The following is a 15,064-nucleotide window of genomic DNA, read 5'->3' on the forward strand; positions in this document are numbered from 1 at the left end:
TAAGGGCAGCACCTTGCTTGCGCAGGCCTACCCCATGGCAGGCCTGACGTACCTTAATTAATCAGGCTTGCCGGGACTGAATTCGACTAGTAGCGGGTTGTGATCGGAGGCGCGGGTGACCAGTACGGAGGCATCGTGCACGCTTAACCCCCGATAGAACACAAAATCGAGCGGACGACCAAAAGCGCGGCGGCGCTGATCGTCAGAAAAACGAACCTCGCGCAGCGACATTTCGCGGGCAAAGCGATAGAGCGCATTCATGCGCGGTCGGCTCCAGGCATTAAAATCACCGGCCATAATAACCGGGCCGCTGTGGTGAGCTATCTGATCGCCGATAGGTAACAGCTGCTTGCTGTAGACATCAACCCCAAGGCTGAAGTTGACCGCATGGATGTTCACCACCATCAGCAAACGCATATCTGGCAGCGGATAGACGGTCACCAACGCCGATTTAGCCAGACGCAAAATCGGCTCGCGCTCGCGCAGAGGGCAGCAGTAAACCGGATGGGTTGAAGCCAGCGTCATGACGCCAGAAGGGTGCTGCGGCAGCACTAATGCGGGAACCTGATCGGCGGCCAGATAGTTGCTCGTGGCGAATCTGACCAGCTCGGGCGTCGTTTGCGCTTCCTGTAACAGTACCAGATGGGCGTCTTTACCGAAATTATTCAGCACTGACTTCCACTCGGCCCGCTGCTGTTTAAAAATATTCCACACCAGCACGCGGATCTTCTCATCGCTGCTTAAAGGGACGCCTGCCGGGAATCCATGGCTAATGCCTGCAAACGAGCCTGGAGGCATAATTCTCTCCACAGGCTGTCCGGCGACATAGCGCATAGCATAAGTATTCTTTCGCAATTTAGGCATCAAACCTCGATAACATGAAACCGGCCTGACTGCGGCCGGTTATTCTGTTATAGGGATTTTCGTATGCACTTTCAATGCAATTCGCCAGAAACCTTTATCCTGCGACGGAAACCGCCTTTGCCGGATGAGATTTATCCAGACGACCGCTCAGTATAACCAGCAGCAGCGCAGCAAACACAATCACCGCGCCAATCCACGGCGTCTCGGCCAGGCCATAGCGCTCTACGGTTTGTCCGCCAATCACAGAACCCAACGCAATACCGACGTTAAAAGCGGCGATGTTGAGGCCGGAGGCAACGTCTACGGCGCCGGGCGTATATTGCTCCGCTTTCTGTACAACGTAGACCTGCAGACCCGGCACGTTGCCGAAGGCAAAAATCCCCATCACCAGCACCGTTGCCAGCGCGGCATACTGGATGCTGGCGGTAATCTGGAATACCAGCAGCAGCACAACCAGCGCGGCAAAGATAATCTTCAGCGCGGGTACCGCCCCGCGCCTGTCGGCCAGTTTGCCGCCCCAGACGTTACCGATCGCCACAGAGACGCCGTAGCCCAGTAAAATCCAGCTCACCGCTGACGGGCTAAACCCGGCCAGGTCCTGCATCATTGGCGCGAGGAAGGTAAACGCCGTGAAGACGCCGCCGTATCCCAGGGCGGTAATCGCATAGATGATCAGCAGGCGCGGGTGGGTTAATACCTTCACCCGATCGCGCAGGCTGGCGCTGGCGCGTCCCGGAATATTGTTCGGCACCAGAATCAGACTACTCACCAGCGCAATCACGCCGAGAATGGAAACCGCAAGGAAGGTTTCGCGCCAGCCGAAATGCTGGCCAATAAAGGTACCGATCGGCACTCCGGTGACCAGTGCCACGGTGAGGCCGCCAAACATAATGGCAATCGCCGATGCGGCTTTCTCTTTAGGCACCAGGCTGGTCGCAATGGTCGAACCAATCGAGAAGAACACGCCGTGGGCCAGGCCGGTAAGCAAGCGGGCGAAAATCAGTGTTTCATAGCCCGGCGCCTGCCAGGCAAGCAGGTTGCCGGCAGTGAACAGCACCATCAGCGCCAGCAGCAGCTGTTTGCGCGGCATGCGGCCGGCCAGCGCCGTCAGCACCGGGGCACCGATCGCTACGCCCAGCGCATAGATAGAAACCAGCAGACCCGCGGAAGGCAGCGAGATGGCCAGCTGTTCGGCGATTGTCGGCACCAGGCCGACAATCACAAACTCGGTGGTGCCAATCGCAAAGGCACCGATAGTTAGGGCAAGTAGCGCCAGTGGCATAATTTACTCCGTATCATCAGGATTAAGATGACAGGTAGTATGCAGGGATGCTTAAATAACAAAAACTATCAAAGTCTCAATAGAATTTTGCTACAGGTGCAATAATGAGAGCGACATCAGAAGAGATTGCCATCTTTGTCGCCGTGGTCGAAAGCGGAAGCTTTAGTCGGGCGGCAGAGCAGCTGGGGCAGGCAAACTCCGCCGTCAGCCGGGCGGTGAAAAAGCTGGAATCAAAGCTTGGCGTCAGCCTGCTTAACCGGACAACCCGCCAGCTAAGCCTGACCGAGGAGGGAGAACGCTACTTTCGCCGTATGCAGGTGGTGCTTCAGGAAATGGCGGCGGCGGAAAATGAGCTTCTGGAGACGCGAACGACGCCAAGAGGATTGCTGCGCGTGGATGCCGCTACGCCGGTGATGCTGCACTTCCTGATGCCGCTGGTGAAGCCTTTTCGCGAGCGCTATCCAGAAATGACCCTCGCGCTGGTTTCGTCGGAAACCTTCATCAACCTGATTGAACGTAAGGTTGACGTTGCGATCCGCGCAGGAACGTTGACGGATTCCAGCCTGCGCGCTCGGCCGCTGTTTTACAGCTACCGCAAAATCATCGCCTCACCAGACTACCTCGCCCGCCACGGCACGCCGCAGGATGTCGCCAGCCTTAAAGATCACCAGTGTTTGGGTTTTACTGAGCCTCTTTCATTAAATACCTGGCCTGTCTCCTGCTGCGACGGTCAGCTGCTGGAGGTTAGCTGCGAGATATCCTCAAATAGCGGGGAAACGCTCAAGCAGCTGTGCCTTGCCGGTAACGGTATCGCCTGTTTATCGGATTATATGGTGGATCAGGAAATTGCGAGCGGGGAGTTTGTCGAGCTTCTTGCCGACAAGCGGCTGCCGGTAGAGATGCCGTTTAGCGCCGTTTACTATAGTGACAGAGCGGTCAGCACCCGGATTAGGGCTTTTATTGATTTTCTCAGCGAGCACGTAAAACAGCTCCCGAAGGAGCTGTAGAGGGTTAAATAAGGGCTACAGAGGGCTGTTTATTTTAATCCCACTCTGGGGCAAGACCTTCCGGGCTAACCAGGCGATCGTTGCAATCCAGCGCGGCGATCGCTTTACGATCTTCCTCGTCCAGCTGCAGATCCTGAGCTTTCAGGTTGCTCGCCAGGTTTTCACGTTTAGTGGAAGACGGGATCACCGCGAAGCCCTCACCCATAGCCCAGGCCAGAATCACCTGCGCAGGGGTTGCGTTGTGCTTAGCGGCAATACCCGAAATCACTTCATCTTTCAGCGCCTTACCATACGCTAACGTCATATATGACGTGATATGGATACCGTGCGCTTTCGCCCAATCCACGACTTTGCGGTTCTGCAGGTACGGAGACAGCTCGATCTGATTGGTAGCAATGTTTTCAGCACCGACGGCAGCGATAGCGCGTTCCATCAGCGGAATGGTGAAGTTTGAGATCCCGATCTGGCGAGTCAGCCCCAGCGCCTTCGCTTCCAGCAGCGCCGGCATGAACTCTTCAACGGCAACGGCATCGCCCGGAGAAGGCCAGTGGATCAGCGTCAGATCGACATAATCCGTACGCAGCTTTTTTAGGCTCTCTTTCAGGCTGGCGATAAGCGAGCCCTTATTCAGGTTTTCGATCCAGATCTTGGTGGTGATAAACAGCTCATCACGCGCCACGCCGCTTTCGGCGATGGCCTGGCCAACGGCCGCTTCATTATCATAGATCTGAGCGGTATCAATCGTACGGTAGCCCAGTTCCAGCGCGGTTTTTACCGATGCGATAACCACATCATCTTTCAGACGGAAGGTTCCAAGACCAAATGCAGGGATTGCCATAAATAAAATGCCTCTTTTTACTTAGGGTTAACTCATTGAGAGCATTATGGCCGATTAGAAGGAGGGGAAATAGATTGATAAATGCAGAGGATTTTTGCTAAAACGGCAATAATAGTTCGATGGAAAGTAAGCGTTCAGCGAGTGCCGTATTGACGGCTATTTATTGGTGAGATCCACGTTCCAGGGCAGAAGTTCAGCCACTTTGTTGCTGGGCCACTCCGGCAGAACGCTCAGGATATGGCGTAGGTAAGCCTCCGGGTCGATGCCATTCAGCCTGCACGTACCGATCAGACCGTACAGCAGGGCTCCACGCTCACCACCGTGATCGCTCCCGAAGAAGATATAATTTTTCTTGCCAAGGCAGACAGCTCGCAGCGCGCGTTCTGCCACGTTGTTATCAGGCTCTGCCAGGCCATCATCGCAGTAGTAGCACAGCGCATCCCACTGGTTCAGGGCATATGCGAACGCCTCCCCCAGCCGGGATTTTTTCGACAGCGTTGCGCTTTTCTCCTCCAACCACACATGCAGGGATGCCAGCAGCGGCTTACTCCGGGACTGCCTGGCTGCCAGCCGCTCAGTTGCCGGGAGGCCGCGTATTTCCTCTTCTACCGCGTACAGTTCACCGATACGTTTCAGGGCTTCCTCTGCTGTGACCGTCTGAGTACTTATATAGACGTCGTGGATTTTTCGGCGCGCGTGGGCCCAGCAGGCTGCTTCTGTTAGCGGGCCGCCGTCACGCTCTGCACTGAACAACCTGTCGTAACCAGCGAAGGCATCGGCCTGCAGAACGCCATGGTAATGGCGAAGATGTTGTTGAGGATGTTTCCCCTGCCGATCCGGCGAGAAGGCGAACCACGCTGCGGGCGGGTCTGACGACCCCGCGTTCCGGTCATTGCGAACGTACGTCCAGATGCGCCCGGTTTTCGTCTTCTTTCTGCCCGGTGCCAGTACCGGCACCGGAGTGTCATCCGTATGCAGTTTGCGGCAGTCCATCACGTAGCGGTAAAGAGCCTCATCCAGCGGGATCATCAACCGGCAACAGGCATCCACCCAGTTGGAGAGCAGAGCCCGGCTCAGATCCACGCCCTGACGGGCAAAGATTTCGCACTGGCGATATAGCGGCAGGTGTTCACAGTATTTGGCCGTTAACACCCGGGCCAGCAGACCCGGACCGGCGATACCCCGATCGATAGGGCGTGATGGCGCAGGCGCTTCAACGATGCAGTCGCATCGGGTGCAGGCCTTTTTCACCCTGACCGTGCGGATCACTTTCAGAGCGCTGGAGACCAGCTCCAGTTGCTCTGCGCTGACTTCTCTGAGGTATGCCATATCGCTGCCGCAGTCCGGACAGCAGGTTTCGGCGGGCTCCAGCCTGTTTATTTCGCGTGGAAGATGGTCAGGCAGAGGACGGCGATGGCGCGACTGTCGAAGCTGACGCGGAACCTGCTGATCGTTATCCCGGCCGTTGTAACGATCGCTTTGCTGCTCCTGCTGTTTCAGCAGGGCTTCGGCGTCTTCAACCTGTCGGCGAAGTTTTTCGGAGCGGGTACCGAACAGCATCCGCCGTAGTTTTTCTATCTGTGCCCGCAGATGCTCTATTTCGCGCTCTTCGTTCTCTATTTTCTCTTCTGCGCGGGCCAGCGCAGAACGCAGGAACGACTCAGTCTCTGCAACGAGGCTGAGCCGACTGTCTTTCTGGCGAAGCGCGTCTTCCAGCGCGGCGATACGGGCGATATAGTCCTGACTCATGACCTCATTTATAATGCGGTCATGCTCTTTTTACAACATTGTCAGTGAGTTAAGTCGGGCTGTTTTTGGCTGACGCCAGTCCAGCTTATCGAGGAGCATGGCGAGTTGTGAGCGGGTGATGGCGATTTTACCCTCGCGTACAGCAGGCCAGATGAACTGGCCTTCCTCCAGCCGTTTGGTAAACAGGCACAGACCGTCAGCATCAGCCCAGAGGATCTTCACGGTGTCACCTTTGCGGCCACGGAAGATAAACAGGTGCCCGGAGAACGGATTTTCATCAAGTGCATGCTGTACCAGCTCGCCCAGTCCATTGAACGATTTACGCATATCCGTGACGCCAGCAACCAGCCAGATACGGGTGCCTGACGGGAGGGATATCATTGGCTTCTCCCGGTCAGCTCGCGGAGCAGCACGGCCAGCAACTCCGGTGACGGGTTCTCAAGCGTCATTTTGCCGTGGCGGAACTCGACGCAACAGGAGGAGGCGTTCAGCGCTGAGAACTGAGCTGGCTCAGTGTTCATCCTGCCAGATGGAGTCGGATCAGGTACAACCTCAACAGGTAGTATCGTTGGTAGTGATGAAGTCACTACGGTAGCCGGAAGGCGGCGCGATATGCGGCCTTCATTCTGCCAGAGCCGCAGCCATTTGAAGATGACGTTATCATTAACGCCGTTTTCACGGGCAATCTGAGCAACGCAGGCGCCGGGACGGGAAGCCAGTTCAACCATACGGAGCTTGAAGTCATTCGAATAATTCTTGCGGGGTTCTTTTCGCCAGTATTGGGATTCCATACTTAGATGTCCGTCTGTAACAAGTGGGCGTCTAAGTTACCAGTACTGGTTTAATGGCTACATACGGCACTGGGTTTACGCTTACGATGGAAAACGGCTATGGCGGAAAAAGAAAAAGCCCTGAGCAAATGCTCAGGGCTTTTAATAAGTGGCGGAACGGACGGGACTCGAACCCGCGACCCCCTGCGTGACAGGCAGGTATTCTAACCGACTGAACTACCGCTCCACCGAATTTCTTTACAACTACCGGTTTATTGCCCCGGTTCACTGCTAATTTGATGCCTGGCAGTTTATGAATCACTTTGTGATTCACCCTTCGGGCCGTTGCTTCGCAACATTCAAAAGCATTCGCTTTTGTCCTACTCTCTGTCGAGTAGTGAACTGCCACGAAAGTCAGTGCCATACTGCTAATTTGATGCCTGGCAGTTCCCTACTCTCACATGGGGAGACCCCACACTACCATCGGCGCTACGGCGTTTCACTTCTGAGTTCGGCATGGGGTCAGGTGGGACCACCGCGCTGTTGCCGCCAGGCAAATTCTTTGTGCTCAGTACGCCATTCTTTATCGCATCAGCTGCGTTGCCTGCGCTCGTAAACTCAGTCACATACTCCAGTATGCTCCTTCTTTTCCTTCGCTTGCCGCCTTACTACTGCGCAAATTATTGCGTACTCAACTCTGAATCAGTGCTGAAAATCTTCTCAAATCCGCCAAAACAGCTTCGGCGTTGTAAGGTTAAGCCTCACGGTTCATTAGTATCGGTTAGCTCAACGTATCGCTACGCTTACACACCCGACCTATCAACGTCGTCGTCTTCAACGTTCCTTCAGGACTCTCAAGGAGTCAGGGAGAACTCATCTCGGGGCAAGTTTCGTGCTTAGATGCTTTCAGCACTTATCTTTTCCGCATTTAGCTACCGGGCAATGCCATTGGCATGACAACCCGAACACCAGTGATGCGTCCACTCCGGTCCTCTCGTACTAGGAGCAGCCCCCCTCAATTCTCCAGCGCCCACGGCAGATAGGGACCGAACTGTCTCACGACGTTCTAAACCCAGCTCGCGTACCACTTTAAACGGCGAACAGCCGTACCCTTGGGACCTACTTCAGCCCCAGGATGTGATGAGCCGACATCGAGGTGCCAAACACCGCCGTCGATATGAACTCTTGGGCGGTATCAGCCTGTTATCCCCGGAGTACCTTTTATCCGTTGAGCGATGGCCCTTCCATTCAGAACCACCGGATCACTATGACCTGCTTTCGCACCTGCTCGCGCCGTCACGCTCGCAGTCAAGCTAGCTTATGCCATTGCACTAACCTCCTGATGTCCGACCAGGATTAGCTAACCTTCGTGCTCCTCCGTTACTCTTTGGGAGGAGACCGCCCCAGTCAAACTACCCACCAGACACTGTCCGCAACCCGGATTACGGGCCCACGTTAGAACACCAGCCATTAAAGGGTGGTATTTCAAGGATGGCTCCACGCAGACTGGCGTCCACGCTTCAAAGCCTCCCACCTATCCTACACATCAAGGACCAGTGTTCAGTGTCAAGCTATAGTAAAGGTTCACGGGGTCTTTCCGTCTTGCCGCGGGTACACTGCATCTTCACAGCGAGTTCAATTTCACTGAGTCTCGGGTGGAGACAGCCTGGCCATCATTACGCCATTCGTGCAGGTCGGAACTTACCCGACAAGGAATTTCGCTACCTTAGGACCGTTATAGTTACGGCCGCCGTTTACCGGGGCTTCGATCAAGAGCTTCTCCTTACGGATAACCCCATCAATTAACCTTCCGGCACCGGGCAGGCGTCACACCGTATACGTCCACTTTCGTGTTTGCACAGTGCTGTGTTTTTAATAAACAGTTGCAGCCAGCTGGTATCTTCGACTGAGTTCAGCTCCACGAGCGAGTCGCTTCACTTACCATCAGCGTGCCTTCTCCCGAAGTTACGGCACCATTTTGCCTAGTTCCTTCACCCGAGTTCTCTCAAGCGCCTTGGTATTCTCTACCTGACCACCTGTGTCGGTTTGGGGTACGATTTGATGTTACCTGATGCTTAGAGGCTTTTCCTGGAAGCAGGGCATTTGTTACTTCAGCACCGTAGTGCCTCGTCGTCACACCTCAGCGTTAAAAGGTTCCGGATTTACCTGGAACCTCCGCCTACATGCTTAAACCGGGACAACCGTCGCCCGGCTAACATAGCCTTCTCCGTCCCCCCTTCGCAGTAACACCGAGTACAGGAATATTAACCTGTTTCCCATCGACTACGCCTTTCGGCCTCGCCTTAGGGGTCGACTCACCCTGCCCCGATTAACGTTGGACAGGAACCCTTGGTCTTCCGGCGAGCGGGCTTTTCACCCGCTTTATCGTTACTTATGTCAGCATTCGCACTTCTGATACCTCCAGCAACCCTCACAGGCCACCTTCAACGGCTTACAGAACGCTCCCCTACCCAACAACGCATACGCGTCGCTGCCGCAGCTTCGGTGCATGGTTTAGCCCCGTTACATCTTCCGCGCAGGCCGACTCGACCAGTGAGCTATTACGCTTTCTTTAAATGATGGCTGCTTCTAAGCCAACATCCTGGCTGTCTGGGCCTTCCCACATCGTTTCCCACTTAACCATGACTTTGGGACCTTAGCTGGCGGTCTGGGTTGTTTCCCTCTTCACGACGGACGTTAGCACCCGCCGTGTGTCTCCCGTGATAACATTCTTCGGTATTCGTAGTTTGCATCGGGTTGGTAAGTCGGGATGACCCCCTAGCCGAAACAGTGCTCTACCCCCGAAGATGAGTTCACGAGGCGCTACCTAAATAGCTTTCGGGGAGAACCAGCTATCTCCCGGTTTGATTGGCCTTTCACCCCCAGCCACAAGTCATCCGCTAATTTTTCAACATTAGTCGGTTCGGTCCTCCAGTTAGTGTTACCCAACCTTCAACCTGCCCATGGCTAGATCACCGGGTTTCGGGTCTATACCCTGCAACTTAACGCCCAGTTAAGACTCGGTTTCCCTGCGGCTCCCCTATACGGTTAACCTTGCTACAGAATATAAGTCGCTGACCCATTATACAAAAGGTACGCAGTCACCCCATAAAAGAGGCTCCCACTGCTTGTACGTACACGGTTTCAGGTTCTTTTTCACTCCCCTCGCCGGGGTTCTTTTCGCCTTTCCCTCACGGTACTGGTTCACTATCGGTCAGTCAGGAGTATTTAGCCTTGGAGGATGGTCCCCCCATATTCAGACAGGATACCACGTGTCCCGCCCTACTCTTCGAACTCACAGAATGTGCATTTTAGTGTACGGGAGTATCACCCTGTACCCTGCGACTTTCCAGACGCTTCCACTAACACACAAACTGATTCAGGTTCCGGGCTGCTCCCCGTTCGCTCGCCGCTACTGGGGGAATCTCGGTTGATTTCTTTTCCTCGGGGTACTTAGATGTTTCAGTTCCCCCGGTTCGCTTCGTTAAGCTATGTATTCACTTAACGATAGTGCAACGAATTGCACTGGGTTTCCCCATTCGGAAATCGCCGGCTATAACGGTTCATATCACCTTACCGACGCTTATCGCAGATTAGCACGTCCTTCATCGCCTCTGACTGCCAGGGCATCCACCGTGTACGCTTAGTCGCTTAACCTCACAACCCGAAGCTGTTTCGTAAAACAGTCGCGTTGCGAAAATTTGAGAGACTCGAACACACTCAACGTGTGTCGTTTCAATTTTCAGCTTGATCCAGATTTTTAAAGAGCAAAACTTCGCAGTGCACCTTTTCAGGAACACTCGGAAGTTTTCTTGTTTCGGGCAGTAAAGGATGGTGGAGCTATGCGGGATCGAACCGCAGACCTCCTGCGTGCAAGGCAGGCGCTCTCCCAGCTGAGCTATAACCCCATCGTAATTGCTAATCTCTTGTACCGGTAATTCAGACTGAGACAAGGCGTGGAAGGACGAAGCATACTGAGGTATGCGAGTCGTTTCACAACGCAGTATTCAGGATGAATTTGGTAGGCCTGAGTGGACTTGAACCACCGACCTCACCCTTATCAGGGGTGCGCTCTAACCACCTGAGCTACAAGCCTGCAGAGATTTTTTACTGCTTATTTTTCATCAGACAATCTGTGTGGACACTACAAAGGCAGGTTCTTTCAGGTAAGGAGGTGATCCAACCGCAGGTTCCCCTACGGTTACCTTGTTACGACTTCACCCCAGTCATGAATCACAAAGTGGTAAGCGCCCTCCCGAAGCTTAAGCTACCTACTTCTTTTGCAACCCACTCCCATGGTGTGACGGGCGGTGTGTACAAGGCCCGGGAACGTATTCACCGTGGCATTCTGATCCACGATTACTAGCGATTCCGACTTCACGGAGTCGAGTTGCAGACTCCGATCCGGACTACGACATACTTTATGAGGTCCGCTTGCTCTCGCGAGGTCGCTTCTCTTTGTATATGCCATTGTAGCACGTGTGTAGCCCTGGTCGTAAGGGCCATGATGACTTGACGTCATCCCCACCTTCCTCCAGTTTATCACTGGCAGTCTCCTTTGAGTTCCCGGCCTAACCGCTGGCAACAAAGGATAAGGGTTGCGCTCGTTGCGGGACTTAACCCAACATTTCACAACACGAGCTGACGACAGCCATGCAGCACCTGTCTCACGGTTCCCGAAGGCACTAAAGCATCTCTGCTGAATTCCGTGGATGTCAAGACCAGGTAAGGTTCTTCGCGTTGCATCGAATTAAACCACATGCTCCACCGCTTGTGCGGGCCCCCGTCAATTCATTTGAGTTTTAACCTTGCGGCCGTACTCCCCAGGCGGTCGACTTAACGCGTTAGCTCCGGAAGCCACTCCTCAAGGGAACAACCTCCAAGTCGACATCGTTTACAGCGTGGACTACCAGGGTATCTAATCCTGTTTGCTCCCCACGCTTTCGCACCTGAGCGTCAGTCTTTGTCCAGGGGGCCGCCTTCGCCACCGGTATTCCTCCAGATCTCTACGCATTTCACCGCTACACCTGGAATTCTACCCCCCTCTACAAGACTCAAGCCTGCCAGTTTCAAATGCAGTTCCCAGGTTGAGCCCGGGGATTTCACATCTGACTTAACAGACCGCCTGCGTGCGCTTTACGCCCAGTAATTCCGATTAACGCTTGCACCCTCCGTATTACCGCGGCTGCTGGCACGGAGTTAGCCGGTGCTTCTTCTGCGAGTAACGTCAATTGCTGAGGTTATTAACCTCAACACCTTCCTCCTCGCTGAAAGTACTTTACAACCCGAAGGCCTTCTTCATACACGCGGCATGGCTGCATCAGGCTTGCGCCCATTGTGCAATATTCCCCACTGCTGCCTCCCGTAGGAGTCTGGACCGTGTCTCAGTTCCAGTGTGGCTGGTCATCCTCTCAGACCAGCTAGGGATCGTCGCCTAGGTGAGCCGTTACCTCACCTACAAGCTAATCCCATCTGGGCACATCTGATGGCATGAGGCCCGAAGGTCCCCCACTTTGGTCTTGCGACGTTATGCGGTATTAGCTACCGTTTCCAGTAGTTATCCCCCTCCATCAGGCAGTTTCCCAGACATTACTCACCCGTCCGCCGCTCGTCACCCGAGAGCAAGCTCTCTGTGCTACCGCCCGACTTGCATGTGTTAGGCCTGCCGCCAGCGTTCAATCTGAGCCATGATCAAACTCTTCAATTTAAGTTTGATGCTCTTGAATTAAACTTCGTAATGAATTACGTATGTTCACTCAGAGACTTGGTATTCATTTTTCGTCCGAAGACGTTAAGAATCCATGTCACTTTGAGTGCCCACACAGATTGTCTGATAAATTGTTAAAGAGCAGTGCAACGCGGCTTTCGCTCACCGTTGCGAGGTGGCGTATAATACGCTTTCCTCTTGCAGAGTCAACCCTGAATTTCAGAAGTTTCTCCGTCAACCCGGCGGCTTGTTTGCCGTTGTTCCGTGTCGATGGAGGCGCATTATAGGGAGCCCGCCGGGAATGACAAGCGGAAAAATACAATTTTATTTCAACCGCTCATCTTTTATACGCAACGCCTATTTTTGCTGCTTTTTGATGGCTGCCGGCAGGTCTGCAAGGCTATTAAGCACCCAGTCGGCGGCATTTTCCGCATCCGCCGTGACCGGCTTGCCGGTGCGCACCAGCACTTTGGTGCCAATATCCGCCGCCAGCGCGGCCTGCATATCTTCCACTTTGTCGCCGACCATATAAGAAGCGGCCATATCTATATTAAGGTAGTCGCGCGCGGAGATAAGCATTCCCGGATGCGGCTTACGGCAATCGCAGGCCTGACGGTACTCTTCAACGGTACCCTGCGGGTGATGCGGACAATAGTAGATACCGTCCAGATCGACGCCGCGATCGGCCAGCGACCAGTCCATCCATTCGGTCAGGGTTTCAAACTGCGCTTCGCTAAACTTACCGCGCGCGATACCGGACTGGTTGGTGACCACCACCAGCGCGAAGCCCATTTCCTTTAATTGACGCATCGCATCAATGACGCCAGCGATAAACTCAAAATTATCGATTTCGTGGACATAGCCGTGATCGACATTAATCGTGCCATCACGGTCGAGAAAAATTGCGGGTACTGACTGTGCCACCGGTTTACTCCTGATAAAGGCTAGTCCGATTAGTATCGCATGTTTCCTGATGCAAGAAAGTGCTCATTATACAGAGTCAGATTGATTTAGACGTCTGGATGCCTTAACATCCATTTCATTGACAGGCATCGCCTGCACACGGCAGAAGAAAATGCCACGGCAAACGGCTAAACGATAATAAATAACTGATGATTAAACTTTCGCATATCACCAAAGTGTTCCAGCAGGGAAACCACACCATACAGGCGCTGAACGATGTCAGCCTGCATGTTCCTGCCGGGCAGATTTACGGCGTTATCGGCGCATCCGGCGCCGGTAAGAGTACGCTGATTCGCTGCGTAAACCTGCTTGAGCGCCCGACTCAGGGCAGCGTACAGGTGGGCGGGCAGGAGCTTACCGCGCTTTCTGAAAAGGAACTCACCCGCGCACGCCGCCAGATAGGCATGATTTTCCAGCACTTTAATCTGCTGTCATCGCGTACCGTTTTCGGCAACGTGGCGCTTCCACTGGAGCTGGATAACACCCCGCAGGCGGAGATTAAGCGCCGCGTGACCGAGCTGCTGGATCTCGTCGGCCTGGCCGATAAGCATGATAGCTACCCGGCCAACCTCTCTGGCGGGCAGAAGCAGCGCGTGGCGATTGCCCGCGCGCTGGCCAGTAACCCGAAGGTTCTGCTGTGTGACGAAGCCACCAGCGCCCTCGATCCGGCAACCACCCGCTCCATTCTGGAACTGCTGAAGGATATCAACCGCCGCCTCGGCCTGACGATTCTGCTGATCACTCACGAGATGGACGTCGTTAAACGCATCTGCGACTGCGTGGCGGTCATCAGCAACGGGCAGCTGATCGAGCAGGATACGGTGAGCGAAGTCTTCTCGCATCCCAAAACCCCGCTGGCGCAGCAGTTTATTCAATCAACGCTGCATCTGGATATTCCGGATGACTATCAGGCGCGCCTGAAGCCAACCGCGCTCCCGGATAGCGTACCGATGCTGCGCATGGAGTTTACCGGCCACTCCGTCGATGCTCCGCTGCTCTCTGAAACCGCCCGCCGCTTTAACGTGAATAACAACATTATCAGCGCGCAGATGGATTACGCCGGCGGCGTGAAGTTCGGCATTATGCTGACCGAGATGCACGGCACGCAGGAAGACACCCGGGCGGCTATCGCCTGGCTGCAGGAAAATCATGTAAAAATAGAGGTACTGGGATATGTCTGAGGCAATGATCTGGCTGCTGTTGCGCGGCGTGTGGGAAACGCTGGCAATGACCTTTGTCTCCGGCTTTTTCGGTTTTGTCCTCGGCCTGCCGGTAGGCGTGCTGCTGTACGTCACCCGTCCCGGGCAGATTGCCGCGAACGCCAAGCTGTACCGGACCCTGTCGGCGCTGGTGAACATCTTCCGCTCGATACCGTTTATTATCCTGCTGGTGTGGATGATTCCCTTTACCCGCGTGATTGTCGGCACCTCCATCGGCCTGCAGGCGGCCATTGTGCCGCTGACCGTTGGCGCCGCGCCGTTTATCGCCCGCATGGTGGAGAACGCGCTGCTTGAGATCCCAACGGGTCTGATCGAAGCCTCCCGCGCGATGGGCGCCACGCCGATGCAGATCGTGCGTAAGGTCCTGCTGCCTGAAGCGCTGCCGGGTCTGGTGAACGCCGCGACGATTACGCTCATTACCCTGGTCGGCTACTCCGCCATGGGCGGCGCGGTCGGCGCCGGTGGTCTGGGGCAGATTGGCTATCAGTATGGCTACATCGGCTACAACGCCACGGTAATGAATACCGTGCTGGTATTACTGGTTATTCTGGTTTATTTAATTCAATTCTCTGGCGACCGTATCGTCCGGGCTGTGACTCACAAATAACATTATCAACACAACATCGTGCGGGGCGACCCGAACGACGCGTGTACACACAGACTC

General features: G+C 54.6%; 10 protein-coding genes, 3 tRNA genes and 3 rRNA genes. 3 read left to right on the forward strand and 13 right to left on the reverse strand.

Features of this window, described 5'->3' with window-relative positions:
- Positions 1-57: 57 nt before the first annotated feature.
- Together AC1M2H_RS22275 and AC1M2H_RS22280 are read right to left on the reverse strand one after the other, a co-directional pair.
- Positions 58-855 (reverse strand): endonuclease/exonuclease/phosphatase family protein, encoded by a 798-nt coding sequence (locus AC1M2H_RS22275; protein WP_480152016.1) that lies wholly within the window; start codon positions 853-855, stop codon positions 58-60.
- 103 nt (positions 856-958) lie between these two features.
- Positions 959-2,146, reverse strand: a complete 1,188-nt coding sequence (locus AC1M2H_RS22280; protein ID WP_480149093.1) for an MFS transporter — start codon at positions 2,144-2,146, stop codon at positions 959-961.
- A 104-nt stretch (positions 2,147-2,250) separates the two neighbouring features.
- On the opposite strand from AC1M2H_RS22280, the gene yafC reads away from it, so the two are divergent.
- The gene (gene yafC, locus AC1M2H_RS22285; protein WP_480149094.1) at positions 2,251-3,153 is read left to right on the forward strand and encodes a DNA-binding transcriptional regulator YafC; all 903 of its coding nucleotides are present in this window, start codon (positions 2,251-2,253) and stop codon (positions 3,151-3,153) included.
- A 34-nt stretch (positions 3,154-3,187) separates the two neighbouring features.
- Here the strand turns inward: yafC and dkgB are convergent, their stop codons facing one another.
- From dkgB to gmhB, 11 genes are all read right to left on the reverse strand, one after another.
- Entirely contained in the window at positions 3,188-3,991 is an 804-nt protein-coding gene (dkgB, locus tag AC1M2H_RS22290; RefSeq protein WP_480149095.1) for a 2,5-didehydrogluconate reductase DkgB, read from the reverse strand.
- Between the two features lie 156 nt (positions 3,992-4,147).
- A complete protein-coding gene (gene tnpC / locus AC1M2H_RS22295; RefSeq protein WP_480148900.1) occupies positions 4,148-5,740 on the reverse strand; it encodes an IS66 family transposase in 1,593 nt (530 codons plus the stop codon).
- A gap of 30 nt (positions 5,741-5,770) precedes the next feature.
- Complete coding sequence (gene tnpB / locus AC1M2H_RS22300; protein ID WP_191939720.1) at positions 5,771-6,121, reverse strand: IS66 family insertion sequence element accessory protein TnpB; 351 nt, start codon at positions 6,119-6,121, stop codon at positions 5,771-5,773.
- On the reverse strand, positions 6,118-6,531 hold the full coding sequence (tnpA, locus tag AC1M2H_RS22305) for an IS66-like element accessory protein TnpA (protein ID WP_480148419.1): 414 nt from the start codon (positions 6,529-6,531) through the stop codon (positions 6,118-6,120). Before tnpA ends, tnpB begins: the two co-directional genes overlap by 4 nt.
- A 149-nt stretch (positions 6,532-6,680) precedes the next feature.
- A tRNA-Asp gene (locus AC1M2H_RS22310) sits at positions 6,681-6,757 on the reverse strand.
- Positions 6,758-6,948: 191 nt separating this feature from the next.
- Positions 6,949-7,064: ribosomal RNA gene (rrf, locus tag AC1M2H_RS22315) — 5S ribosomal RNA — on the reverse strand.
- A 196-nt stretch (positions 7,065-7,260) separates the two neighbouring features.
- Positions 7,261-10,167: ribosomal RNA gene (locus AC1M2H_RS22320) — 23S ribosomal RNA — on the reverse strand.
- A 175-nt stretch (positions 10,168-10,342) separates the two neighbouring features.
- Positions 10,343-10,418: transfer RNA gene (locus AC1M2H_RS22325), tRNA-Ala, on the reverse strand.
- A 111-nt stretch (positions 10,419-10,529) separates the two neighbouring features.
- Positions 10,530-10,606 (reverse strand) — tRNA-Ile (locus AC1M2H_RS22330).
- Positions 10,607-10,677: 71 nt separating this feature from the next.
- Positions 10,678-12,217: ribosomal RNA gene (locus AC1M2H_RS22335) — 16S ribosomal RNA — on the reverse strand.
- The 16S, 23S and 5S rRNA genes sit together here with 3 tRNA genes alongside, the layout of an rRNA operon.
- 357 nt (positions 12,218-12,574) lie before the next feature.
- A complete protein-coding gene (gmhB, locus tag AC1M2H_RS22340) occupies positions 12,575-13,141 on the reverse strand; it encodes a D-glycero-beta-D-manno-heptose 1,7-bisphosphate 7-phosphatase (protein ID WP_480149096.1) in 567 nt (188 codons plus the stop codon).
- A gap of 188 nt (positions 13,142-13,329) precedes the next feature.
- On the opposite strand from gmhB, the gene metN reads away from it, so the two are divergent.
- The gene (metN, locus tag AC1M2H_RS22345) at positions 13,330-14,361 is read left to right on the forward strand and encodes a methionine ABC transporter ATP-binding protein MetN (RefSeq protein WP_480149097.1); all 1,032 of its coding nucleotides are present in this window, start codon (positions 13,330-13,332) and stop codon (positions 14,359-14,361) included.
- Complete coding sequence (locus AC1M2H_RS22350; protein WP_041144154.1) at positions 14,354-15,007, forward strand: methionine ABC transporter permease MetI; 654 nt, start codon at positions 14,354-14,356, stop codon at positions 15,005-15,007. Before metN ends, AC1M2H_RS22350 begins: the two co-directional genes overlap by 8 nt.
- Positions 15,008-15,064 lie beyond the last annotated feature (57 nt).

It is taken from the genome of Klebsiella sp. F11 (assembly GCF_056712265.1).